18 protein-coding genes are annotated in these 23,001 nt (G+C 49.0%); 4 read left to right on the top strand and 14 right to left on the bottom strand.

The window, feature by feature from the left end:
• Window positions 1-17: 17 nt before the first annotated feature.
• Window positions 18-1,253 carry a fucose isomerase gene (locus tag DW121_RS12365; RefSeq protein ID WP_118323931.1) on the bottom strand — a complete coding sequence of 412 codons (1,236 nt, stop codon included), beginning with the start codon at window positions 1,251-1,253 and terminating at the stop codon, window positions 18-20.
• A 209-nt stretch (window positions 1,254-1,462) separates the two neighbouring features.
• Between DW121_RS12365 and DW121_RS12375 the strand changes: the two genes are divergently transcribed.
• Complete coding sequence (locus tag DW121_RS12375; RefSeq protein ID WP_118323932.1) at window positions 1,463-2,662, top strand: pyridoxal phosphate-dependent aminotransferase; 1,200 nt, start codon at window positions 1,463-1,465, stop codon at window positions 2,660-2,662.
• Window positions 2,663-2,671: 9 nt separating this feature from the next.
• The gene (locus DW121_RS12380) at window positions 2,672-3,916 is read left to right on the top strand and encodes an ABC transporter permease (RefSeq protein WP_118323933.1); all 1,245 of its coding nucleotides are present in this window, start codon (window positions 2,672-2,674) and stop codon (window positions 3,914-3,916) included.
• 6 nt (window positions 3,917-3,922) lie between these two features.
• Here DW121_RS12380 and DW121_RS12385 read toward each other — a convergent pair whose 3' ends face one another.
• The 8 genes from DW121_RS12385 to DW121_RS12420 all read right to left on the bottom strand — a co-directional run bounded on the left by DW121_RS12385 (window position 3,923) and on the right by DW121_RS12420 (window position 14,082).
• On the bottom strand, window positions 3,923-5,095 hold the full coding sequence (locus DW121_RS12385) for a glycosyltransferase (RefSeq protein ID WP_117712431.1): 1,173 nt from the start codon (window positions 5,093-5,095) through the stop codon (window positions 3,923-3,925).
• A 58-nt stretch (window positions 5,096-5,153) separates the two neighbouring features.
• Window positions 5,154-5,807 (bottom strand): dethiobiotin synthase, encoded by a 654-nt coding sequence (bioD, locus tag DW121_RS12390; protein WP_117712434.1) that lies wholly within the window; start codon window positions 5,805-5,807, stop codon window positions 5,154-5,156.
• A gap of 46 nt (window positions 5,808-5,853) precedes the next feature.
• Window positions 5,854-6,702 carry a malonyl-ACP O-methyltransferase BioC gene (gene bioC / locus DW121_RS12395; protein ID WP_118323971.1) on the bottom strand — a complete coding sequence of 283 codons (849 nt, stop codon included), beginning with the start codon at window positions 6,700-6,702 and terminating at the stop codon, window positions 5,854-5,856.
• A gap of 16 nt (window positions 6,703-6,718) precedes the next feature.
• A complete protein-coding gene (locus DW121_RS12400) occupies window positions 6,719-7,489 on the bottom strand; it encodes a pimeloyl-ACP methyl esterase BioG family protein (protein ID WP_118323934.1) in 771 nt (256 codons plus the stop codon).
• Window positions 7,490-7,529: 40 nt separating this feature from the next.
• Window positions 7,530-8,693: an 8-amino-7-oxononanoate synthase gene (locus DW121_RS12405; protein WP_118323935.1), complete on the bottom strand. Its 1,164-nt coding sequence runs from the start codon at window positions 8,691-8,693 to the stop codon at window positions 7,530-7,532.
• A gap of 44 nt (window positions 8,694-8,737) precedes the next feature.
• Window positions 8,738-10,972, bottom strand: a complete 2,235-nt coding sequence (bioA, locus tag DW121_RS12410; protein ID WP_233555810.1) for an adenosylmethionine--8-amino-7-oxononanoate transaminase — start codon at window positions 10,970-10,972, stop codon at window positions 8,738-8,740.
• A 238-nt stretch (window positions 10,973-11,210) separates the two neighbouring features.
• On the bottom strand, window positions 11,211-11,711 hold the full coding sequence (nrdG, locus tag DW121_RS12415; protein WP_117712444.1) for an anaerobic ribonucleoside-triphosphate reductase activating protein: 501 nt from the start codon (window positions 11,709-11,711) through the stop codon (window positions 11,211-11,213).
• 154 nt (window positions 11,712-11,865) lie between these two features.
• Window positions 11,866-14,082 carry an anaerobic ribonucleoside triphosphate reductase gene (locus tag DW121_RS12420; protein ID WP_117712447.1) on the bottom strand — a complete coding sequence of 739 codons (2,217 nt, stop codon included), beginning with the start codon at window positions 14,080-14,082 and terminating at the stop codon, window positions 11,866-11,868.
• A gap of 364 nt (window positions 14,083-14,446) precedes the next feature.
• On the opposite strand from DW121_RS12420, the gene DW121_RS12425 reads away from it, so the two are divergent.
• Entirely contained in the window at window positions 14,447-15,415 is a 969-nt protein-coding gene (locus tag DW121_RS12425; RefSeq protein WP_118323937.1) for a cobalamin biosynthesis protein, read from the top strand.
• A gap of 308 nt (window positions 15,416-15,723) precedes the next feature.
• On the opposite strand, the gene DW121_RS12430 is transcribed toward DW121_RS12425, so the two are convergent.
• The 5 genes from DW121_RS12430 to DW121_RS12450 form a co-directional block, all read right to left on the bottom strand.
• The gene (locus DW121_RS12430) at window positions 15,724-16,824 is read right to left on the bottom strand and encodes a TlpA disulfide reductase family protein (protein WP_118323972.1); all 1,101 of its coding nucleotides are present in this window, start codon (window positions 16,822-16,824) and stop codon (window positions 15,724-15,726) included.
• A gap of 121 nt (window positions 16,825-16,945) precedes the next feature.
• Window positions 16,946-17,503 (bottom strand): 30S ribosomal protein S16, encoded by a 558-nt coding sequence (locus tag DW121_RS12435; RefSeq protein ID WP_117712451.1) that lies wholly within the window; start codon window positions 17,501-17,503, stop codon window positions 16,946-16,948.
• 135 nt (window positions 17,504-17,638) lie between these two features.
• A complete protein-coding gene (locus DW121_RS12440; RefSeq protein ID WP_117712453.1) occupies window positions 17,639-18,949 on the bottom strand; it encodes a Na+/H+ antiporter NhaC family protein in 1,311 nt (436 codons plus the stop codon).
• Window position 18,950: 1 nt separating this feature from the next.
• The gene (locus DW121_RS12445; RefSeq protein WP_118323938.1) at window positions 18,951-20,441 is read right to left on the bottom strand and encodes a UxaA family hydrolase; all 1,491 of its coding nucleotides are present in this window, start codon (window positions 20,439-20,441) and stop codon (window positions 18,951-18,953) included.
• 202 nt (window positions 20,442-20,643) lie between these two features.
• Entirely contained in the window at window positions 20,644-21,720 is a 1,077-nt protein-coding gene (locus DW121_RS12450; protein ID WP_233514908.1) for a LacI family DNA-binding transcriptional regulator, read from the bottom strand.
• A gap of 233 nt (window positions 21,721-21,953) precedes the next feature.
• Between DW121_RS12450 and DW121_RS12455 the strand changes: the two genes are divergently transcribed.
• Complete coding sequence (locus DW121_RS12455) at window positions 21,954-22,979, top strand: sugar kinase (protein WP_117712457.1); 1,026 nt, start codon at window positions 21,954-21,956, stop codon at window positions 22,977-22,979.
• The last annotated feature ends 22 nt before the right edge of the window (window positions 22,980-23,001 follow it).

Below are 23,001 nucleotides of genomic sequence, written 5' to 3' on the forward strand. Positions count from 1 at the left end.
GCACTCCGGTTAAAGCCTTATTCTATTTTCTTGCATCCGTTGGACTGCAGGAATTCATCAATCACTTGTTCGTAATTGCCATGTAGCATGATGTGATGATTCCCCAAAGGATTTCTTAGAAAATATTCTGCTGAAGTATTCATCTTTATGCGTACCTGCGTACGGCACATATTGATGTAGTTAGTGTTTTCGGTCAACGTACCCGTACCGAGGTAATATTCATCAAGGCATTCGCCGCCACACTTTACGATTGTCACGTCTCCGGTGGGCAATATTCCCTGTATGCCAATGCCGCTTTCCGTTTCAAAGTGATTGCGAATAATGAATTGTTCTGTCTGTGCTACACCAATTGTACAATGCGCCAGTATAATTTCGTTGGTGCGTGCATTAATCATGGACGGGTTGGCCATGAAAGTAGATTTCCCGGTAAGCACTTTGGCGGCGAGCATGGTGAATACAGACTGCAAGTCACCTTCACATCCGGCAATGATGCCTTCATAATTCAACATGGAGAGTGCCAGGCAACCGGTGGTGCCCGTCTGCTCTATCAGACGGAAACAACTTAAGGTAAGTGCGCTCAAACGGTCTTCATCCACCACTTTCCGTATAGAGCGATACAGGCGCATGGCTTTTATCATATCTTCGGGTGACGCTTCCCGGCAGGCAAGTGCTTTTCCTGCAAGGCGGGCGCACGCTTCGCCTACTTCGTCATCGGTGATTTGATTGTAGTATTCATAAATGCGGTCCAGTGATACATCCGTATATTCCACTCCCCAGCGGCGTTTGGCAAGAAGATAATCTACATTGCTGGCAATGAGCCAGCTTGACGGAGTACCTATTACACCGATACGCATTCCGAAGAGACTGCGTTGTGCCATGAAATTACTGTGCAGTACAAAAATGCGTTTAATGATTTCGGACAATTCGCCATGAAGAATTTCGCTTTTCATTCCTCGTCCGCGCAGCCATGATGATATTTCGAGGGCGGCGGCAAGTGAGTTCTGCATACCGTCTGCCAGTATAATGGCGGGGCGGGGAAGGGCTTCGAAATGTTGGATAACCAACCGTTCCACTCCACCGGTGGCGATGAACAGGATACTGAAATCATCGGGAGCCAGTTTGTTGATATCTTGATAATCTATAAAATTGACGGTGAAGTATTTTTCCAACTCAGTCAATATTATTTCATGGGAACTGCGAACAGATGCTTGCTTATGTAACAGTGAAGCAAAAGTTATTAGGTTGATGACCATGGTATTACTTACTATTTTAATGTTGGTTTATGATGAAACAGCTGTAGTTGTCTATTTGTTTACTATTTCAAAGGTACAAGAATCTTTTTAAATAGCATAGTGTTTTTAATATAGATAAGGTTTTTAAAGTTTTTATGTCTTAGCTTCCCTTTAGTATCAAATAAATCACTACATTTGCGACTTAAATGATAAAATGATATAAAATACTCATGCCAACAATTTCTATTCGCGGAATGGAGATGCCTGCATCTCCTATCAGAAAGCTGGCTCCTTTGGCAGATGCAGCCAAACAAAGGGGCGTCCATGTATTCCATCTCAATATCGGACAACCTGACCTGCCCACACCGCAAGTCGCAATTGATGCCATTCGCAATATTGACCGTAAGGTATTGGAGTACAGTCCCAGTGCGGGCTATCGTAGCTATCGTGAGAAATTGGTGGGATATTACGATAAATATAACATCAAGCTCACTGCCGATGATATTATCATTACTTCCGGTGGTTCGGAGGCTGTATTGTTCTCCTTTATGGCATGCCTTAATCCGGGTGATGAGATTATTGTGCCGGAACCGGCTTATGCCAACTATATGGCGTTTGCCATTTCTGCAGGCGCTAAAATCCGCACGATTGCAACGACTATAGAAGAGGGCTTCTCACTGCCTAAAGTAGAAAAATTTGAGGAACTGATAAATGACCGCACACGTGCTATTTTGATTTGTAATCCCAATAACCCTACCGGTTATCTGTATACCCGTCGCGAAATGAACCAGATACGCGACCTCGTGAAGAAGTATGACCTTTTTCTCTTTTCCGATGAAGTGTATCGTGAGTTTATCTATACGGGTTCTCCCTATATTTCAGCCTGTCACCTGGAAGGTATTGAAAATAACGTAGTGCTGATTGATTCCGTATCCAAGCGTTACTCGGAATGCGGTATTCGTATCGGTGCGCTGATAACGAAAAACAAGGAGATACGAGATGCTGTTATGAAGTTCTGCCAGGCGCGTTTAAGTCCGCCGTTGATAGGTCAGATTGCAGCCGAAGCATCTTTGGATGCGGGAGAAGACTATTTGCGTGATACTTACGATGAATATGTAGAACGTCGTAAATGCCTGATTGACGGTCTGAACCGTATCCCCGGCGTATATTCACCTATTCCTATGGGAGCGTTTTATACCGTAGCCAAACTGCCCGTAGATGATTCAGACAAATTCTGTGCATGGTGTCTTTCCGAATTTGAGTACGAAGGGCAGACAGTTTTCATGGCTCCGGCTTCCGGCTTCTATACAACACCGGGTTCCGGTCGTAATGAGGTCCGCATAGCCTATGTATTGAAGAAAGAAGATTTGACCCGTGCGTTATTTGTGCTTTCCAAAGCGCTTGAAGCCTATCCGGGTCGTACGGAATAATAGAAAAAGATGTCTTTATCCTTATTTCTCGCTCGTCGTATTTACAGCGAAGGTGATATCGGAAAACAAGTTTCCCGTCCTGCCGTACTGATAGCAACTGCCGGTGTTGCTATCGGGTTGGCGGTAATGATTATTGCCGTGTCGGTGATAATCGGTTTCAAGAGCGAGGTGCGCGATAAGATAATAGGGTTCGGCTCTCATATCCAGATTAGCAATTCGGATGCGGCACGTTCCTTTGAAACCCGCCCTATAGCTGTGACGGACAGTATGATTGCTGCCCTCATAGATAATCCTGAGGTGAAGCAAGTGCAGCGCTATTCCACAAAGCCGGGTATGATAAAGACAGCCGATGCTTTTCAGGGGATGGTGTTGAAAGGGATAGGACCTGAATATGACATCTCTTTCTTTCACCGCCATTTGGTAGAGGGAGAGTTTCCTCAGTTCAGCGACTCGGCTTCCACCAATCGTGTAGTCATTTCGAAGGTGATAGCCGATAAAATGAAGCTGAAACTTGGTGATAAAATAGATACCTATTATATACAGGATGATGTACGCGCCCGTCGTTTGACGATTGTCGGCATCTATCAGACAAACTTTTCCGAATACGATAATCTGTTCCTTCTTACCGATTTGTGTTTGGTGAACCGTCTGAACAAATGGAAGTCCGACCAAGTGAGCGGAGTGGAACTGGAACTGCATGATTACGACAAACTGGAAGAAACAACCTACCGGATATCTGATGAAGTAAGTCGACAGCCAGACCCTTACGGTGCAGAATACTGTGTGCTGAATGTGGAGCAACTCAATCCGCAGATTTTTGCATGGTTGGGCATTCTGGACGTCAATATATGGGTTATCCTTATTCTGATGATAGGAGTTGCCGGCTTTACAATGGTTTCTGGACTGTTGATAATTATCATTGAACGTACTTCGATGATTGGTGTTCTGAAATCTCTTGGCGCTAATAATTTCACTATCCGCAAACTATTCCTTTGGTTGGCAGTGTTCCTTATCGGAAAGGGTATGTTGTGGGGCAATGCGATAGGGTTGGCATTCTATTTTATCCAGAAATGGTCAGGGTTATTCCGGCTCGATCCGGAAACTTACTATATGGATACTGTTCCCGTTTCTTTCAATATCTGGATTTTCTTGTTACTGAACGTTGGCACGCTGTTAGCTTCACTTATCATGTTGCTGGGGCCGTCATATCTTATCACGCGCATTCATCCGGCAAATTCCATGCGTTACGAGTAAATAAATCTACTTCCTCAGAAATCCGCTTTTCTTTCTAAACAGGCAGTAGAGTTTCCAACGAAGAGATTGCAGAGGTTGAAGCACATCAAATACAGGCAGCGACCAATAGTATCTGCGTTGGTCGTTCAAATCCTTTGCGGTCTTGTTGATGATGATTGCCTGTAATACGAAGCGGAGTATCCATAAAAGAGGTGCAATACCGGCTGCCAACCAGTGGTAGTTCAGTATGCCTGTCACAAGCATAGCCGGCCATGATACATAGAATGCCAGACGGGTAGTGGTTTCCAATCCAGCCAACCATCTTTGTGCGCCATGATAGAGCCGGGCGGTAGATGCGTAACTTATCTTTTCCTCACGCCAGTCCTTAGTGCGGAGTACGGGTTGCATACGCACGATGGCATCTGCATCTGTTTCTACGCGAGTATTCTCGGCAGTAGCTATATGGTTGATAAACAAATCGTCGTCACCGCGTTGGAGATTGAGATGTGCGGAGAAACCTTTCTCCCGGTAGAATACTTCCTTGCGGTAGGCAAGGTTACGCCCGATACCCATATAGGGGCTGCCTGCAAGTGCAAAGCCGAGATAGCGCATGGAAGTGAAAAGATTGTCGAATGCTACCCGCTTGTGCAACCAGCCTTTGCCGCGTTCGTAGCCGCTATATCCCAGAACAACTTGCGTACGTGAGGTGAAGTTGCGTGCCAGCAGACGCAGCCATTGGTTACTTTGCGGGCAACAATTGGCTTCGGTAAAGACGAGCCAGTCATATTTGCTTGCTTTGATGCCGAGGGTTACGGCAAGTTTCTTCCTACTGATATAGCGGGAAGAGTCGGGAACGAAACTATGATAGAGATGTGGATATTTCTCTTCCAGCAGGGTCAGGTAATCCTCGCTTTCATCCGTATTGCCATCGTTGATAACAATCACTTCAAACTGCGGATAGTCCTGTTCAAGAATAGCGGTCAGGTTGCGGCGCAGGTTCTCGGATTCTTCCCGGGCGCAGATAATGACCGATACAGGGGGGAACTCTTGTGAGAAGTGTACATTGTTCCGTTTTACGGCACGATTGCGTAAATGAATACGGTTGTACAGACAAAAGTAATAAAGGGCTTGAATAATAAAAAGAGTTCCCGTCGCTGCGAGCAATATCTTTTCAGTTGTATCGAATGTAAATGCTTCCATGTGTCGTATGACGTTTTATAACGTGCAAAGTTACAAAATTCACCACAGATTACATGGTTTAAGGCTGATTATTTATTTCCGGTACTACCTCAAACTTCGTTCCGGGGAAATGTTTGGAGAGATAGTCCCGTATGTACTGCATCGTGTCGTTTTGTATGGTCTTGTCCTCTACCGTGGGATAAAGGTTGTACAATACCGTATCAAGTATAATTCCCCGATGCTTAATGGCTTCCAAACTCAGTAAAGTATGATTGATGCTGCCCAATTTCCCGGATGTAACGAAAATAAGCGGGTAGTTCTTCTCGGCAACGTAGTCAATGGTGAGGTATTCTTCAGTCAAAGGAACCATGAGACCGCCGGCTCCTTCCACCAGTACGATGTCGTAACGGCGGGCAAGTTCCTGTGTGGCATGCTCTATTTTGCAGAAGTCGATAGGGCGGTTGTCAATGCGTGCCGCAAGGTGGGGAGAGCAGGGATAGGAAAAGATTTCGGGCATGGTGAGTCCTTCTTCATCTTCGGGCAGATAGCCTGTACCCATGATACGGCGGTGCAGGTCGATGTCTTCGGAATGACCGGTGTTTCCGGTTTGAATAAACTTTTGAGTGATTACAAGCTGCCCGTTTTGGGATAGCTGTTTGGCATACCAAGCGGTGCAATAGCTTTTTCCGGCATCGGTATCAATGCCGCTGATGAAATAGATAGCTGGTTTCATACTTCTTTATATCTTATATGAATGGTTAAACATAGGTAGTTGTACTTTAATTCTTTTTCTTTTTGGCAATCACATAAATCGGGTGATAAGTCAACGAAACGCTATGGTCTGCATTGCCACACATTCGGATATACTCATTGCAGAAGTTTTGCAGGCGCCCGCGAGTCCAAATTCTCTTTTCGGTGCCGGTCACTCCGGTTTGTTTAAGGTGCTGCAACACTTCGAGCGGAGTATCGAAAGGCAGGGAGACAATCTCTTCTCCGGCGTAAAGGATTTCGAAATGGGGTGATAGCAAAGCTTGCAGATTTTCAAGAGGCAGATACTCCAGCCCATGTCCTGTCAGAGTATGAATTTCTTGCATATTTTTCTTGCCGAATGTACTGAATGCAAGAATACCGTCGTCAGATAAAAAACGGTGGCATCGGGCGAAGAAACGTTTCGTGTCGGCAAACCATTGCAGCGTGGAGCAAGAAGTAATCAAGTCCGTTCCTTGTGGAAAATCGAGGACTTCCGCATCACAGGGCAGGAAGCTGACACAGCCTTTACTGTTCTGATTGAAAATATCCTTTATACATTCTTCCATTTCGGGACACAGGTCGTTGAGCAGCAGAGTTTCCGGTTGCAGGGTATGGAGCAGCAAGCGGGAATAGCATCCCGTGCCGCATCCGAATTCCGCGATATGGCGAAAGGGGTGGATGTTGCGGAGGCGGCTTTGTGCAGGGTCGGTACTGTTATGCACGGCGGTAGCAGCACCGGTGTGTTCCATTAGCAGGCGCAGCATCTTTTCCGCTACTTGTTGCTGCACGCGGGCTTCACGGCTGTATGTATTTCGTGCATGGGCAAAGCGCTTGGCAACGAGCGCTTTGTCAACGGATTGAATGGCGTTGTCAGTCATTTTCTGTTGTTTCTTGTCAGATGTCCATATTCTTGAGTTTGTATAGAAAGTCATCAACAGGCATTTCCCACATATCTTGCAGCAGAAAGCGGAACATGGCTTCGTCATAGTGTGCGCTGTCGGTCATGACTACGACACCCTCCATCGGGCCGTTGCCGTTGAGCTTCAAATTCTCAGGTGGAAATATCCGGTCGTTACTGCCGATAAAGGTATAGTCGTATTGGTATCTGTACATATCATAATACTCACTGAACTTATCCTCGGCGGCTTCGTCGTATATGTCGTTTCTTATGTCTCCACGCATCTCGAAGTATTGCTCCTGAATGAGTCTTAACTCTTCCTTTATTTCATCGAAGTTCCGTCGGGGAGTTATTTCCATGAATGCCTTGTAAGCGTTACTGTCTTTGCACATACGGCGCAGAAATTTTTGAAGTGAGACGGGAGTAAGACCGTCAAGAGTAGCTTGATAAGTTTGCAAGGGAATGCCTTCTAAGTTATCAATGGGGTATGTACTTCCATTGAAAGCTATACTGAGAATGTTGTCCTGACGGACTTGACTGAGTATGATAGAGCCTGCCCAAACTCCCATAGACCAAGCTACCACATTTATTTGCCGATAGCGGTCGAAGATGGATTTGTCGAAATCGAGTGTGCGGTAGTCGTAGCAAATCATGTAGTCCATACCTTTGGGGAGGTATTGCTTGAAGGGAGTTTCATCCGCTGCCCAGCCGGCAAACAGCAATAACAGCTTCGGATGATTTTCGTGTATGATATAAACTTGTTTCATCGTTTTTTTTTAATGACCGATAGTGTCGGGATTATTAAGTTTAAGTATGAACGGTTAAGTGTTTTTTTAGTTCTTCTATCTCTTCTTTTCTGATTTCCGCTGTCAGCGAAAAGCGGATGCGTGACGTTCCTTCCGGCACTGTCGGCGGACGGACGGGCAGGGCATAGAAACCGTGCCGTTGCAATGCTTCCGCCCGTAGGATAGTGTCTGCGCTTGGTCCGACTACCATCGGGACGATATGGCTGGTGCTGGGGCATTCGTAGCCATGCTCCTGCAAAGCTTCGCGGAGCATTCGGCTGATATTGGCCAAATGCTCGCGCCGTTCCTGCATATCAGCCAGCCTGCGTACAACGAACAGCGTCCAGGCAATGTTTACTGGGGGCAGTCCGGTGGTGAAGATGAGAGTGCGCATACGGTTTACGAGATATTCCCGCACCACCTTTTTGCATACAATGTAGGCGCCTACGGATGCAGCCGCCTTTCCGAATGTACCGACGAGAAAGTCAACATCACGGATGCAGCCGCCTTCCTCGGCACATCCCAATCCTTGCTTGCCGCGTACGCCAAAGGCGTGTGCTTCGTCTACATAGAGCAGTACATTGTCATATCGGTGTTTTAATTCTACTAAGGTTTGCAAATCCGCTTGGTCGCCGTCCATGCTGAAGATGCTTTCGGTGACGATGATGATTTGGTGATAGGCGGTGTGATGCTCTTTCAGTAACCGTTCCAGTTGCTTCAGGTCGTTGTGGCGGTAACGGATGCACTTGGCAGCCGAAAGGCGGATACCGTCAATCAGGCTGGCATGGACGAGCTTGTCGGCAAGTATCAGCGTTTGTGCATCGCTCACGGCAGGCAGAATGCCGGTGTTGGCATGATAGCCGCTATTGAAGACCAATGCGGCTTCCGTGCCGAAAAGGTGTGACAGTTCGGCTTCCAGTTCTTCGTACACACTGAAGTTTCCCGTCAGCAGTCGGGAGGAGGAGGAGGTGGGCAGGAAGGTGTCGGGGGTGAGAGTGCGGAGGAATTCTTCGCGCAATGTACGGTCGGATGCCAGTCCCAAGTAGTCGTTGGACGACAGGTTCAGCATTCGTTTACCGCTCACGATGACCTCCCTTCCGTCGTGCGCCATTTCGGGCAGGCGGCGCAGATTGCTGTGCGCTTCAAGGAGTTGCAGCTCTTGCTGCATTTCATGTATTGTGTTCATTTTCAGATTATCGTTCTTGATGTAAATTAAATTTCAATACTTACTTATTTCATTTCTTCTACAATCTTAATCAACCCTTTTGTCAGAGTGCTGAGCTGTTCCGGTTCAATGATGAACGGAGGCATCAGATAAACCAGCCTGCCGAACGGACGTACCCAAATGCCTTCTTCTACGAATCGTCGTTGCATCCATGCCATATCTACCGGTTTTCGGGTTTCTATGACACCGATGGCTCCGAGTATCCGCACATCGGCTACTTGCGGCAGTTGCCGTGCGGGTTCCAGTTCTTGCTTTAACTGCGCTTCGATACGTGTCACTTTCTTCTGCCAATTATATTCGGGAGATGTGAGCAAGCCCACCGATGCGCAGGCTACGGCACACGCCAGCGGGTTTCCCATGAAGGTAGGTCCGTGCATAAAAGCTCCCGGAGCATGATTCGAGATGCTGTCTGCCACTTCGTTGGTTGCCAGTACGGCGGAAAGCGTCATGTAGCCGCCCGTCATAGCCTTGCCTATGCACATGATGTCCGGCTCTACTCCTGCGTGCTCCCATGCAAACAGCTTTCCGGTACGTCCGAACCCTGTTGCTATTTCATCAAAGACAAGCAGCAGACCGTGCTTCCGGCATAGCTTTGCCGCTTCGCGCAGATACTGCGGATGATAGAACCACATTCCGCCTGCACCCTGCACTATCGGTTCCAGTATCAGGGCTGCCAGTTCATCGTCATGCTGTTCTATGATTTCTTTCAGCGGGAGAATGTCTTCCGGATTCCATTCTCCGTCGAACCGTGAGCGGGGTTGCGGAACAAAATACCGCACAGGCAATGCCGAGCCGAACAGTGAGTGCATCCCCGTCACCGGGTCGCATACCGACATGGCATTCCATGTATCTCCGTGATAGCCGCTTCGTATGGTAACAAAATTGTTTTTCTTTGCCTTGCCTTTGGCATACCAATACTGCACTGCCATTTTCAGAGCCACTTCCACGGCAACCGAGCCTGAATCTGCATAGAATATCTTCTGCATGGAAGGCGGTGCTAACGGCAGCAGCAGTTTTCCCAGTTCGATGGCGGGATCGTGCGTCAGTCCTCCGAACATGACGTGCGACATTTTGCCGAGTTGCTCCGTTGCCGCCCGGTTCAGTACCGGATGATTATAGCCGTGTACGGCGCACCACCAAGAGGACATTCCCTCTATCAATGTCTGTCCGCTTTCCAGCGTAATCGTAGCTCCGTCCGCTTGCTTCACCTTATATACAGGCAGAGGATTGGTGGTCGAAGTATAAGGATGCCACAGATGCTCGCGGTCGAACTGCGAACCGCAAAACTCATACCCGGCTTCTTCTATCAGTTTCTTGTCTTCGGAAACTTTAGAGCCGAGTGTAGTCAGCAAGTCGCCCACGATGGCCGAATTGATACCTATATAAAGAGACTTTTTCACCGCCTCCTTGCTTAGTTGCGAACGTCCGCCGGCAAAACGGAGGTAGGCGGTGGGATTAATGAAGCGGAAGAGGGCGATTGTAACCAGTACTTCTTCTTCCGTCAGCGGCGGACGGTTTTCCAGCGGAGTGCCCGGAATGGGACTGAGCAAATTGATGGGGATGGACTGCACTCCCAGTTCTTTCAGTGTAAAAGCAAATTCAATGCGTTGCTCCATACTTTCGCCCATGCCTATGATGCCGCCGCTGCAGATGTCCATACCTGCGTTGCGGGCAGCTTGCAGTGTACGCAGTTTGTCCTCTTGCGTGTGCGTGCTGCACAGGGTGGGGAAGAAGGAAGGGGCTGTTTCCAGGTTGCAATGGTAGCGTGTGATGCCGGCATCGTGCAGGTCGCGCAACTCTTTTTCGTTCAATAGTCCCAGGGAAGCGCACAACTGTATGGAGGAGTGGCGGCGCATATGGCGTGCCGTATCGCAAAGTTGTTCCATCTGTCGGGAAGAGGGTTTTCGGCCGCTGGTGACGAGGGAGAAACGGTTGATGTCCTGCCGTTCATTGTATTGCGCCTGTTTGAGGCATTCTTCTGCGGGGAGCAGGTCGTAGATGTCGGCCTTGGTGTGGTAGTGGGCTGATTGTGCGCACCATTTGCAGTTTTCGGGGCAACGTCCCGACTTGGCGTTGATGATGGAGCACATATCAAACTCGCGCTGTGCGCACTTTGTGGTAATCTCGTGTGCAGCGGCATAAAGCGCTTCACGGTCGGCGGTATTCGCCAGCCAGGCGGCTTGGTCGGGCGATATGTCTATGCCTGCCAATACCCGGGCTTTCAATTCGTCAATAGTCATGGTATGAATAAAATAGGGGATAGTCTGCACCGCATCTTGTTTCCGCAGCGAGCTGTCGGCCGCGTTCTTGCGCAGGCAGCCGATGGTGACACATTTGCCTATACTGGCAAATGCGGCATAAGCCTTCCTGCTCCAACGGCGGAAGCGTATCGCCTGTCTGTAAAATTGTTTTTGTTTCACGGTTGCAGTATCTCGTTATAGATTTTTTTAGCGGCTACAAATGTAGAAAAAATATTCATTAAATGCCCGGATTGTACCGGTAACTTACAATTTCGTTTGCTTTCAGTGAAGCCTGCACATCAATCAGCCGTTGGTTTCTGCTGCCACGGAAGTAGAGGTCTTCGTCGCGCAGCTCTTTCTTGAATTTGCCGTCCACCAGTACGTCGATATACTCCAGCAGTTTAGCTTGTCGGGGATTGCGCAACAGTGACTCAAAGGTGTATCCGGTGTAGCACCAGATGTTTTTCCGGCTTTGCTTCTTGATGGCGTGTGCCAGTTCGGTGAAGCCTTCGGGTTGATACATCGGGTCGCCCCCGCTGAAGGTTACGTCTGCAAAGTTATCGGCAAGCACCTTTTGCAGTATTTCATCGGTACTCATCCAGCGTCCGCGGTTGATGTCCCACGACTCCGGATTGTGGCAGCCCGGACATCCGTTGGGACATCCGGCTGCATAGATGGCGGTACGGAAACCGGGACCGTCCACCGTAGTATCTTCTAATATGTCGAGAATGGAAAGCATTGTTGAAATGAAGAATTAAGAATTAAGAATGAAGAATGGGGGAAGAATGATGAATGAAGAATGAAGAATGAAGAATGAAGAATTAAGAATGATACCCTTCATTTCCCGTTCATCACTCAAAATTCTTCACTCAAAATTCTTCATTCATCATTCTTCATTCTTCATTTCCATGTACTACTCTGTCGTTCAGTTCGGCAAGTTTGGCTTGGTTCCAGCGGTCGGTGGTTCCCACCAAGTAGCCGGTGATGCGTTGCAGTTTGTCGATATGGGTGCTGCCGCATTTGGGGCAAGCTTCCAAGTCGGCGGTAGAGTTTTCGTACCCGCATTCCAGACAGCGGTTGCGGTTATGGTTCACCGAGCCGTAGCCTATGTTGTACCGGTCCATCATATCCACTACGCGCATAATGACTTCGGGGTTGTGGGTGGCATCGCCGTCCATCTCCACATAGAAGATGTGTCCGCCGCGGGTCAGGTCGTGGTAGGGGGCTTCGATTTCCGCTTTATGGCGGGCGCTGCACTTGTAGTACACGGGCACGTGGTTGGAGTTGGTGTAGTAATCACGGTCCGTAATGCCCGGCAAGCAGCCGAATTTCTTGCGGTCTACACGTGTGAACTTGCCCGACAGACCCTCGGCGGGGGTGGCCAGCACGCTGTAGTTATGCTGGTATCGGTCGGAGAACTGGTTGGCGCGGTCGCGCATATAAGTTACGATTTTTATTCCCAGTTCCTGGGCCTCTTCCGACTCTCCGTGGTGCTTGCCCAAAAGCGCCACCAGACATTCTGCCAGACCGATGAAACCGATGCCCAGCGTACCTTGGTTGATTACGGACGAAATGTCATCGTTCGGTTTTAGTTTGTCGCAGCCTATCCACAAAGCGGACATCAACAGAGGGAACTGTTTGGCAAATGCCGTTTTTTGGAACTCCATGCGTTCGTGAAGCTGGCGTGCGGTGGTGTCGAGCATGGCATCCAGCTTGGCAAAGAAGCGGGCGATGCGTTGCTCCTTGTCCGCTATGTCCATGCACTCTATGGCAAGGCGGACAATGTTGATTGTAGAGAAAGAAATGTTTCCGCGTCCGATGGATGTTTTCGGGCCGAAACGGTTTTCAAACACACGTGTGCGGCATCCCATGGTGGCAACCTCGTGCTCATAGCGTTTGGGGTCGTCGGCTTTCCAGTCGTCGCTTCGGTTAAAGGTGGCGTCCAAGTTCAGGAAGTTCGGGAAGAAGCGTCGTGCGGTTACTTTGCAGGCGAGTTGGTAGAGGTCGTAGTTGCGGTCTTCGGGCAGGTAGCTTACGCCGCGTTTCTTTTTCCATATCTGAATGGGGAAGATGGCCGTTTCGCCGTTTCCCACACCCTGATAAGTGCTTTTCAGCAGTTCGCGGATGATGCAGCGGCCCTCGGCGGAGGTGTCCGTTCCGTAGTTGATGGAGCTGAACACCACTTGGTTTCCGCCGCGCGAGTGTATCGTGTTCATGTTGTGGATGAACGCTTCCATAGACTGGTGCACGCGGGCTACGGTCTTGTTTACGGCGTGCTGGACGATGCGGCGATCATCGGTCAGTCCGTCCAGCGGGTGTTGCAGATAATCCGTCAGTTCCTTCCGGTAGAGATGCGAATAATCCTTGCCGTTCAGTTCCTCCAGATTCTTTATCTCTTCGATATAGCTGTTGCGCACGTAGGGAGCGAGGTAGAAGTCGAATGCGGGAATGGCCTGTCCGCCGTGCATCTCGTTCTGGGCGGTTTCCAGTGAGATACACCCCAAGATGCTGGCTGTCTCGATGCGTTTTGCCGGGCGCGATTCTCCATGCCCGGCAGAGAAACCGTACGTAAGGATGCGGTCCAGCGGATGCTGTACGCACGTCAGGCTCTTGGTGGGGTAATAATCCTTGTCGTGGATGTGCAGGTAGTTGTGGCTGACGGCATCCAGCACTTCCTCGCTCAGAAGATAGTCGTCCACAAACGGTTTGGTGGTTTCGCTGGCAAATTTCATCATCATGCCTGCCGGTGTGTCGGCATTCATGTTGGCGTTTTCGCGGGTGATGTCGTTGGATTTGATGTTGATGATTTCCAAGAACATATCGCGTGTCTTTGCCTTGCGGGCAATGCTGCGTTGGTTGCGGTAGGCGATGTACTTTTGGGCGACATCCTTGCGGCTGCTTTTCATCAGTTCCATTTCCACCAAATCCTGAATGGCTTCCACCGTCATTTGGGCATCGCCTTTAAAGGAGATGTGGTCGGTGATTTGGCGTATCAGCTGCATATCTTCCCCCTTGTCGGTATGGAGCATGGCTTTGCGGATGGCAGTTACTATTTTCTCTTCGTTGAAGCCGACGACGCGTCCGTCACGCTTGAGTACCGTTTGTATCATAATTGATAGTATTTTTAGATTTTAATAATAGGGATTAATTGCGAAACAAAGGTATTACAGTTTTCTTTATGTTTTCACTTTTGGAAAACTTTTGTTGGATTAAAAATGGTTAATCTACTGATAATCAAATATAGTCTTTTGTAGAATGGAAAACTTTCTGTTTTTCAGATTGTCTTTAGTTGTACGTTATTGGTAATTTTGTATGCCATTGTGTGTCAATCTATTTCAAGACGGACAATGAGAAATAGGGATTTCACTTGCTGTTTTTTCAAATACTTTGGCTATATTTGCTACTCTTTGTCATTCGCGAGATGTGGCAAAGTCTTGAATTTCTAATTATTATCAGGTAAAAAGGAGTGTGAATATGGGAAAGATATTTCCACCTTTCAAGGTCGATATTGCAGGTACATTGTGTGTACCTTCTGCGTTGCAGGATGCAAGGAAGGAATATAAAGACGGGCAAATCAGCCTGCAAGCATTGCGAGCCGTAGAAGATGCGGAGATTCGTAATTTGATGGAGCGTTTGAGGTCGGAAGGCATAAAGGTAGTAACAGACGGCGGTTTTCGGAGCTATGATTTTTTGGAAGGCTGGGAGGGAGTCCGCTGTAAAAGCGATGCCGATTCTTCGTCCGATGACCGGCTGGAGGTGACAGGCAGAATCGGTTTGCTTCATCATCCGGTTCTGGAAGATTTTGCGTTTCTGGCACAGAACGCTGCGGAAGACGTGCTGCCCAAACAGCATATGCCTTCGCCCGGCAAGCTGTTGATGCGTATTCTCCGCGAAACGGAAGCCGAGTGTTTGAAGTCTGTTTATCCGGACTTGAATGTATTGCTGGATGATTTGGCTGTGGCTTATAGGACGTTGTTGGAAGGGCTTTATGAGGCAGGTTGCCGCTATGTGCAGTTTGAGGGCATCAAGTCCATGCTGACCGATGAAGCCGCCCGTCTCAACAACCGGGTGTTGCGCGAGCGTCCCGAAGGCTTGTTCGTGGCTTTCCATGCCGCAACGGACATGCTGATACGGCTGCATGGCGCGGATGCCTATTTCTTGAATTATGATTGCGGAATTTGCGACCGCAGCCGCCTGTTGTGGTTTGTACACGAGCGGGAAGCGGTTTTCGGCTTCGTGCTCTCTTATTATCCCGATGAAGAGGAGCTGGATGAATTGCAGGCAAAAATAGAAGAAGTCCTGAATTATATACCCGTAAAGCACTTGACGCTCTGTCTGCCCGATGCGGACAATCTTCTTAATCCCTCGGCGGAGGACGAAGCAAAACAGTGGAAAACAGTGGAGCTGGGCAAGGATATGGCAGACCGCATCTTCTCTGTCTGAGCACGAGTCCAAGCACGCACGCCACTGCGTCCAAGCACGCACTTCGGTGTCTCTGAGCACGCACGTTGTGACTGTTGAGCTGCGTGGTTTCGGTCGTTGAGCTGCGTGGTTGCAAAACAACAAAGGATATGTTAAAGCCCGAATTGGCACATCATTCTGTCATTCTGAACGGAGTGAAGAATCTCTTCTCCTTACATATAAGGGAGGAGATTCTTCGTCGCAAGCTCCTCTGAATGACAGAATGATGTGCCAATTCGGGCTTCAGCACACCCTTTGTCCTATACTCCTACCGGCTCTTTGCTTCTTACTTACTTGAGCACCTCAGCCAGCTTTTCTTGCAGTTCCTCGCCATGCAGGCCGCGTGCAAGGATAATTCCGTCACCGTCAATCAGTACGGTATGCGGAATGCTACTTACGGCATACAACTTGGCGCCTTCGCAGTTCCAGTATTTCAGGTCGGACATTTGCGGCCAAGTGATGTTCAGTTTCTTGATGGCTTCCTTCCAAGAGTCGCCGCTTTGGTCTAAGGAAACGCCGACGATTTCGAAATTCTTATTCTTGTACTTGGCATAGGCTTCCACCAGATTCGGCATTTCGCGGCGGCAGGGTCCGCACCAGCTTGCCCAGAAGTCTACGAGCACGGTTTTGCCCTTTCCTACATAGTCGGACAGTTTTACGGTCTTGCCTTCGGGAGTCTGCATTTCAAAGTCCGTAAATTTCTTGCCTACGGCAGTAGCTTTCATTTTTTCTACGTTCTCCTTGATGCGGATGATGGTTTCGTCGTTGCTGTATGTTGCGGGAATTTGCGACATCAGCGGGTCAAGCTCTTCCACGTCCATGTAGTAATGGTTCTTCTTGAGCAGGAATACTCCTACCGTATTATCGATGTTTTGCTTGATTCCCTCTTTGGCGACGGTGACATATTGTTCCTCCAAGTCATTCATCTGCTTGGCTTTGGCTTCGCGTTGTTCATCCGTCAGGATGGTGTCGGACATGGACTGGTAGATGACGTTCATCTGTCTGTTCAGTTCGTTTTGCTTGTCACGGATGCCTTGGTAGATGTCGTTGTTGGCTGTACCGGTGGCGGAGTCGCCTTCACCGGAAGTCAGTTTGATGTTGATTTTTCCGTTTTCAAGGAAGAAGTCTATCAGCACACCTTCTTTTCCGGAGGGTTGGCACGTGATATATCGGTTGACTGCGCTGTCCTGCGTTCCCTTGAAGGTGAAGGTTCCGTTGGTGATGACTGCGGAATCGAGTTTTACGAGTTGGCGGCCTTCTACGGTTTGCAGATAAACGGTGTCGCCATCGGTTGCACCTTCTACTGTTCCGGTTACGGTGTAACCTTTGTTTCCGCTGTTACAGGCTGCAAATATGGCAGCGACAGCGAGCAGGTAAGTTAATTTTTTCATTGCTTTTTTCATTAAATAAATAATTTGTAGCGGCAAAGATAATAATAAAAAATCCCCATCGGTGCAACCAATGAGGATTTTATGTTTTTTGTCCCTTTTTCACAAGGGGGGCTGTGCTTCTTTATTCAGCAGCAGCTTCTGCAGCGGGAGCTTCTTCGGCAGGAGCTTCAGTGGCTTCTGTTTCTGCAGGTGCTTCGGCAGCGGCCTTAGCAGCTTCTTCAGCAGCTTTCTTTTCAGCCAAAGCCTTAGCTTTCACTTCGTTTACTTTCTTTTCAGCTTCCAGACGTGCTTTGGCTTCAGCCTTCTTAGCTTCTTCGTCTTTTGCTTTCAGAGCAGCCAAACCGCTTTGTTTGTTGTTCTTCCATGCTTCGAATTTAGCTTCAGCTTCAGCTTCGCCGAATGCGCCTTTTGTTACACCGCCAAGGAGGTGTTTCTTCATGTAAACGCCTTCACGAGAGAGGATGTTGCGAACAGTGTCGGTAGGTTGTGCACCTTTCAATACCCAGTCAAGTGCGCGGTCAAATTTCAAATCTACTGTGGCAGGATTGGTGTTAGGATTGTAAGTACCAATCTTCTCAATAAATTTACCATCACGTGGTGCTCTTACGTCTGCAATTACGATAGAGTAGAAAGCGTAGCTTTTACGTCCATGTCTTTGCAATCTGATTTTTGTTGCCATTTAATTAAAATGTTTTTAGTTAATGATTTGAATTATGCTACTAACTCGTAATAGCGGGTGCAAAGGTAGGATAATATTTTGGATTTTGAATCATGAATGATGAATTATTTGCTTTCATCCCCCATTCTTCATTCTTCACTCCCCTCCCGAATATCTCCTCGGATACCTCATTAATATGGCAAGTATGGCGAAGGCGCCCATGCAGAACGGATAGTACAGGTTGCCTATGATGCTGAGGGGCGAAATGCTTGCCAGCCCTGCGGCTATCAGCATTTGCGCGCCGTAGGGGATGATGCCTTGAATGAGGCAGGAGAATGTATCGAGTATGCTTGCCGTTTTCCGGCGGTCCAGATGGAAGCGTTTGGCTATATCTTTGGCGATGGGCCCGGTGGTGATGATGGCGATGGTGTTGTTGGCGGTGCAAAGATTGGCGACGCTTACCAGTGCGGCTATGCTCAGTTCCGCACCCCGCTTGCCGGTGACGTGGCGGGTGAGGCGGGCGATGATGAAGTCTATGCCGCCGTTGTAGCGGATTGTTTCCAGCATTCCGCCTGCCAGCAGGGTGATGATGATAAGTTCGCCCATGCCGGTGATGCCCGTTCCCATGGCGCCGAACCAGTCGAAGAAGCCCGTTCCGGTGAACAGTCCGATGATGCCGGTAGAGAAGATGCCGAGCAGCAGTACGAGCATCACGTTCATTCCGGCTATTGCCGTACCCAGTACGATGAGGTAGGGGATTACCTTTATCCATTCAATCTCCTGTATCTGCGGAGCGGCGGAGAGGGACAGCCCTTGAAAGATGTAGATGCCCAATACAATCAGTGCGGCAGGTACTACAATCATAAAGTTCACTTTAAACTTGTCCCGCATCACGCAGTCCTGCGTCTTGGTAGATGCAATCGTGGTGTCCGATATGAACGAGAGGTTGTCTCCGAAGAACGAACCGCCCACCACGATGGCAACCATGTAGGGGAGGTCGATGCCTGTTTTCTCCGCCAGCCCCACCGCTACCGGGGTCAGTGCGACGATTGTCCCCACGCTTGTTCCGATGGACAGGGAGATGAAGCAGGCGGCAATGAAGATGCCCGCCAGCAGCAGGTTGTCCGGAAGGATGTGCAGGGTCAGGTTCACCGTGGCGTCGATAGCCCCCATCTGCTTGGCGCTTTGGGCAAAGGCTCCGGCAAGCACGAATATCCATATCATCAGCAATATGTTCTTGTTGCCTGCGCCCACGGAGAACTGGTAGATGCGCTGTTCCAGTTTCAGCCCCCGCGTGATGGCGATGGCATAGCAGGACGACAGCAGGAACGCCACCGTAATCGGCACTTTATAGAAATCGTTTACAAGCAGTGAGGTGATGAGGTATAGGCAAAGGAATACGGCCAGCGGACTCAGCGACCGCCAGCCTCCCTTTTGTTTGTGAGAAGTATTTGTATCTGCCGACATACTACAAAGTCACCCCTGTCTTGAAGATGGCGATTTCCTTATACCCTTTCTTCTCGTTGTTCACAAACTCGCCGCTTGCCACGCGGATAATGTAGTCGATGAACCGTTCGCAAGTCTTCTCCATCGGTTCGTTTTCGAGGATGACACCTGCGTTGAAGTCAATCCAGCCCGGTTTGTTCTTGGCGAGGGTGGAGTTGGTGGAAATCTTCATGGTCGGCACATAAGTTCCGAAGGGCGTTCCGCGTCCGGTGGTGAACAGTACCATGTGGCATCCGCATGAAGCGAGGGCGGTAGCTGCAACCAAGTCATTGCCCGGTGCGGAAAGCAGGTTCAGACCCTTTACTTTCAGGCGCTCGCCGTAGGGGAGCACGCCGTCCACGTAGCTCTTGCCGCACTTCTGCGTACATCCCAAAGCTTTGTCTTCCAATGTGGAGATGCCGCCCGCCTTGTTGCCCGGAGACGGGTTTTCGCCTACCGGTTCGCCATGTGAGAGGAAATATTCCTTGAAGTCGTTAATCAGTTTCACAGTTTCTTCAAACAGCTCCTTGTTGCGGCAGCGGTTCATCAGGATTGTTTCGGCGCCGAACATTTCGGGCACTTCCGTCAGTACACTCGTACCTCCCTGCGCAATGAGGAAGTCGGAGAACATACCCAGCAGCGGATTGGCGGTGATGCCGGAGAAACCGTCGGAACCGCCGCATTTCAAACCTACGCGCAGTTCGCTCAGGGGCACGTCCACGCGTTCGTCCTTGCTTGCTTTCCCGTAGAGTTCGCGCAGCAGCTTCATGCCTTCTTCGTATTCATCGCCCACTTTCTGCGTCACCATGAATTTTACGCGGTCGGAGTCATATTCACCCAAAAACTCGCGGAACACGTCCGGCTGGTTGTTCTCGCAGCCCAGACCCACCACAAGCACTGCACCTGCATTGGGGTGCAGCACCATGTCGCGCAAGATTTTCTTGGTGTTCTCGTGGTCGTCGCCCAACTGCGAACAGCCGTAATTGTGCGGAAACGCCATGATTGCATCCACGCCTTTGCCGTCCGTTTCACGGCGCAGCCCTTCCGCCAGTTGGTTGACGATGCCGTTTACGCAGCCCACTGTGGGGATAATCCATATCTCGTTGCGCACACCCGCGTCACCGTTTTTGCGGCGGTAACCTTTGAATGTCAAGTTCTTGTGCGGGATGTCCAGACTTACTGCGGTAGGGTTGTAGGTGTATTCCAGCAAGCCGGCAAGGTTGGTTTGGATATTGTTTTCGTTCATCCAGTCTCCTTGCTTCTTTGCGGTGCGGGCATGGCCGATGGGATAGCCGTACTTAATCACATTTTCGCCTTCCGCAAAGTCCTTCAGGGCGAATTTGTGTCCGGCAGGCACATCCTCGTTCAGGACAATTTCCTTGCCGTCTACTATAAGTTTTTCACCTGCCGGCAGTGCAACAATGGCCACCGCAACATTATCGGCAGGGTTAATTTTCAAATACTTTGTTTCCATATACTGTGTTTTTTTAATTAGTTTCGTTCAATTGTTGACTTATCACTATATTGCTTTTAAGTAAATGTGCATAATTAGTTTATACTATCTGTCATTCAGAGCGTAGCGAAGAATCTCTTCTCTTAATGCACACGCAGAGAGTAGATTCTTCGCTACGCTCTGAATGACAGATGCACTGTATGGCATAAACCGTTTTTCCCTTCTATTTGTTATAATAATATTCGATATTCTCTTTCGTCAGCAAGTCAATCGGCATGAAGTTCTCCCTTGCGATTTCTTTTTTCAGAATCAGGTAATCACACAGAGCTTTGATGCCGTCAAATCCCTGCAAGGTAGGTTGCTGGGCGATGAGGAAGAAGATGCTTCCCTGTTTCAGGCAGTCCACGTTGCGTTGCAGCAAGTCATAGCCCATGAGGTTGAAGTCCGTCTTTTGATGCTTCTGCAGATACTCTCCGATGATGTACGCTTTGGAGTTGAAGGTGATGCCGTTCTTCAGGGTAGGGTGGGCCCGGAAGAAATCATCCAGCATTTGCGCATCCTCGCCGTCGCGTTTGGCATGGAGGTCCAGTTCCCAGATGCGGCACGAGGGATGATGTTCGCGCATATATTCTCGGAATCCCACCTCCCTCCGTTCCTGTTGGTTGGAGCCGACGATGCCCTCGTTTATTTTGCGGAAGATGACGATTTCCTGTGCATCCTCGCCGGCAAGCAGCATCAGCATACGTGCGGCAAAGTATCCGCTTTGGTGCGAATTCTGCCCGAAGAAAGAGAGAGCGGGAGCTTCCTTGATATTGGAGTCTATATATATATAAGGTATATTCAGTTCTTCAAGCTGATTGGTGAAAGGCGTGGTATATTGCGGGGCGGTGGGGGCAAACATCACGCCATCGGGCTTCAGCTCCACGATGTCGCGGGCTGCCCGGGCAAAGGAGCGGTAGTCGTAGGGGTCGTAGTACGACAGTTTCACGGTGATGTTGAAGTCCGAGTAAGTGGTCAGCGCTTCGTGTATGCCGTTTTCCACTTCCGTCCAATATTCGCCGGTGTCGTGTTGGGGCAGCAGGCAGGCAAACGCATACTTTTTGTTGGATGCCAGTGCGCTGGCGTACATATTAGGCTGATAGTTCAGCTTTTCCAAGATTTCCTCCACCCTTTTGCGGCTGGCTTCCGACACTCCGCTACGCCCGTGTAGAACGCGGTCTACGGTTCCCACCGACACGTCAGCCATCTTGGCAATGTCCTTGATTCTTATTCTTTCCGGTGTATTCATGGGTTTGTTCATCGTTTTTTTGTGCTCGTACACAATAATAATCTAAATATTTTCGACACAAATATATAACAATTTTTGTAATTACGAAAATTGTTGTATCTTTGTGCCCGCACACGAAAGCTATGAAGAACAAACCTCGTTTTCGTTTACTCTGCATAGAATCAAGTGTTTAAGCTCCGAATGAGGGCTGATATGACAATTTGAAAGAAACAATTTAATCATATATTTAATAAAAACATAGAATTATGGGAAAGAAAGTCGTTACATTAGGTGAGATTATGTTGAGACTGTCCACTCCGGGCAACACTCGTTTTGTACAGTCCGATTCTTTTGATGTAGTATATGGTGGCGGTGAAGCCAACGTTGCAGTCAGCTGCGCCAACTACGGTCATGATGCTTACTTTGTAACCAAATTGCCGAAACACGAAATCGGTCAGTCGGCAGTGAACGCTTTGCGCAAGTACGGTGTAAAGACAGACTTCATTGCACGTGGCGGCGACCGCGTAGGTATCTATTATCTGGAAACAGGTGCGTCTATGCGTCCCAGCAAGGTGATTTATGACCGAGCTCATTCTTCAATCGCCGAAGCCGATGCGGCAGATTTCGATTTCGACGCTATCATGGAAGGTGCAGACTGGTTCCACTGGTCAGGCATCACTCCCGCTATCTCTGACAAGGCTGCCGAACTTACCCGTCTGGCATGCGAAGCTGCCAAGCGTCATGGTGTTACGGTGTCTGTAGACCTTAACTTCCGTAAGAAACTTTGGACAAAAGAAAAAGCCCAGTCCATCATGAAACCGTTGATGCAATTCGTAGACGTTTGCATCGGCAACGAAGAAGACGCCGAACTCTGCCTCGGTTTCAAGCCCGATGCTGACGTAGAAGGCGGTAAGACAGATGCAGAAGGCTACAAAGGCATCTTCAAGGCAATGGCCAAAGAATTCGGTTTCAAATATGTAATCTCTACTCTGCGTGAATCATTCTCTGCAACCCACAACGGCTGGAAAGCAATGATTTACAACGGCGAAGAGTTCTACGAATCAAAACGTTACGACATCAATCCTATCATCGACCGTGTAGGTGGCGGTGACTCCTTCTCAGGCGGTATCATCCACGGTTTGCTGACGAAGCCCAACCAAGGCGCTGCCCTCGAATTTGCCGTAGCGGCTTCTGCCTTGAAGCACACTATCAACGGCGACTTCAACCTCGTTTCTGTTGAAGAAGTAGAAGCATTGGCAGGCGGAGACGCAAGCGGTCGTGTTCAACGATAAGCAAACGATAAGAGTAAATATA

The sequence above is a fragment of the Bacteroides sp. AM10-21B genome (assembly GCF_003472565.1).
Classification (GTDB): domain Bacteria; phylum Bacteroidota; class Bacteroidia; order Bacteroidales; family Bacteroidaceae; genus Bacteroides; species Bacteroides propionicigenes.

Bases quoted from the DNA above. Each gene is read 5' to 3' on its own strand.
- DW121_RS12425 (WP_118323937.1), top strand. From the start codon at position 14,447: ATGGGAAAGATATTTCCACCTTTCAAGGTCGATATTGCAGGTACATTG.
- DW121_RS12405 (WP_118323935.1), bottom strand. From the start codon at position 8,693: ATGAACACAATACATGAAATGCAGCAAGAGCTGCAACTCCTTGAAGCG.
- DW121_RS12385 (WP_117712431.1), bottom strand. From the start codon at position 5,095: ATGGAAGCATTTACATTCGATACAACTGAAAAGATATTGCTCGCAGCG.
- DW121_RS12445 (WP_118323938.1), bottom strand. From the start codon at position 20,441: ATGGAAACAAAGTATTTGAAAATTAACCCTGCCGATAATGTTGCGGTG.
- DW121_RS12380 (WP_118323933.1), top strand. From the start codon at position 2,672: ATGTCTTTATCCTTATTTCTCGCTCGTCGTATTTACAGCGAAGGTGAT.
- DW121_RS12435 (WP_117712451.1), bottom strand. From the start codon at position 17,503: ATGGCAACAAAAATCAGATTGCAAAGACATGGACGTAAAAGCTACGCT.
- bioD (WP_117712434.1), bottom strand. From the start codon at position 5,807: ATGAAACCAGCTATCTATTTCATCAGCGGCATTGATACCGATGCCGGA.
- DW121_RS12400 (WP_118323934.1), bottom strand. From the start codon at position 7,489: ATGAAACAAGTTTATATCATACACGAAAATCATCCGAAGCTGTTATTG.
- DW121_RS12455 (WP_117712457.1), top strand. From the start codon at position 21,954: ATGGGAAAGAAAGTCGTTACATTAGGTGAGATTATGTTGAGACTGTCC.
- DW121_RS12365 (WP_118323931.1), bottom strand. From the start codon at position 1,253: ATGGTCATCAACCTAATAACTTTTGCTTCACTGTTACATAAGCAAGCA.
- bioC (WP_118323971.1), bottom strand. From the start codon at position 6,702: ATGACTGACAACGCCATTCAATCCGTTGACAAAGCGCTCGTTGCCAAG.
- nrdG (WP_117712444.1), bottom strand. From the start codon at position 11,711: ATGCTTTCCATTCTCGACATATTAGAAGATACTACGGTGGACGGTCCC.
- DW121_RS12440 (WP_117712453.1), bottom strand. From the start codon at position 18,949: ATGTCGGCAGATACAAATACTTCTCACAAACAAAAGGGAGGCTGGCGG.
- DW121_RS12450 (WP_233514908.1), bottom strand. From the start codon at position 21,720: ATGAACAAACCCATGAATACACCGGAAAGAATAAGAATCAAGGACATT.
- bioA (WP_233555810.1), bottom strand. From the start codon at position 10,972: ATGACTATTGACGAATTGAAAGCCCGGGTATTGGCAGGCATAGACATA.
- DW121_RS12375 (WP_118323932.1), top strand. From the start codon at position 1,463: ATGCCAACAATTTCTATTCGCGGAATGGAGATGCCTGCATCTCCTATC.
- DW121_RS12430 (WP_118323972.1), bottom strand. From the start codon at position 16,824: ATGAAAAAATTAACTTACCTGCTCGCTGTCGCTGCCATATTTGCAGCC.
- DW121_RS12420 (WP_117712447.1), bottom strand. From the start codon at position 14,082: ATGATACAAACGGTACTCAAGCGTGACGGACGCGTCGTCGGCTTCAAC.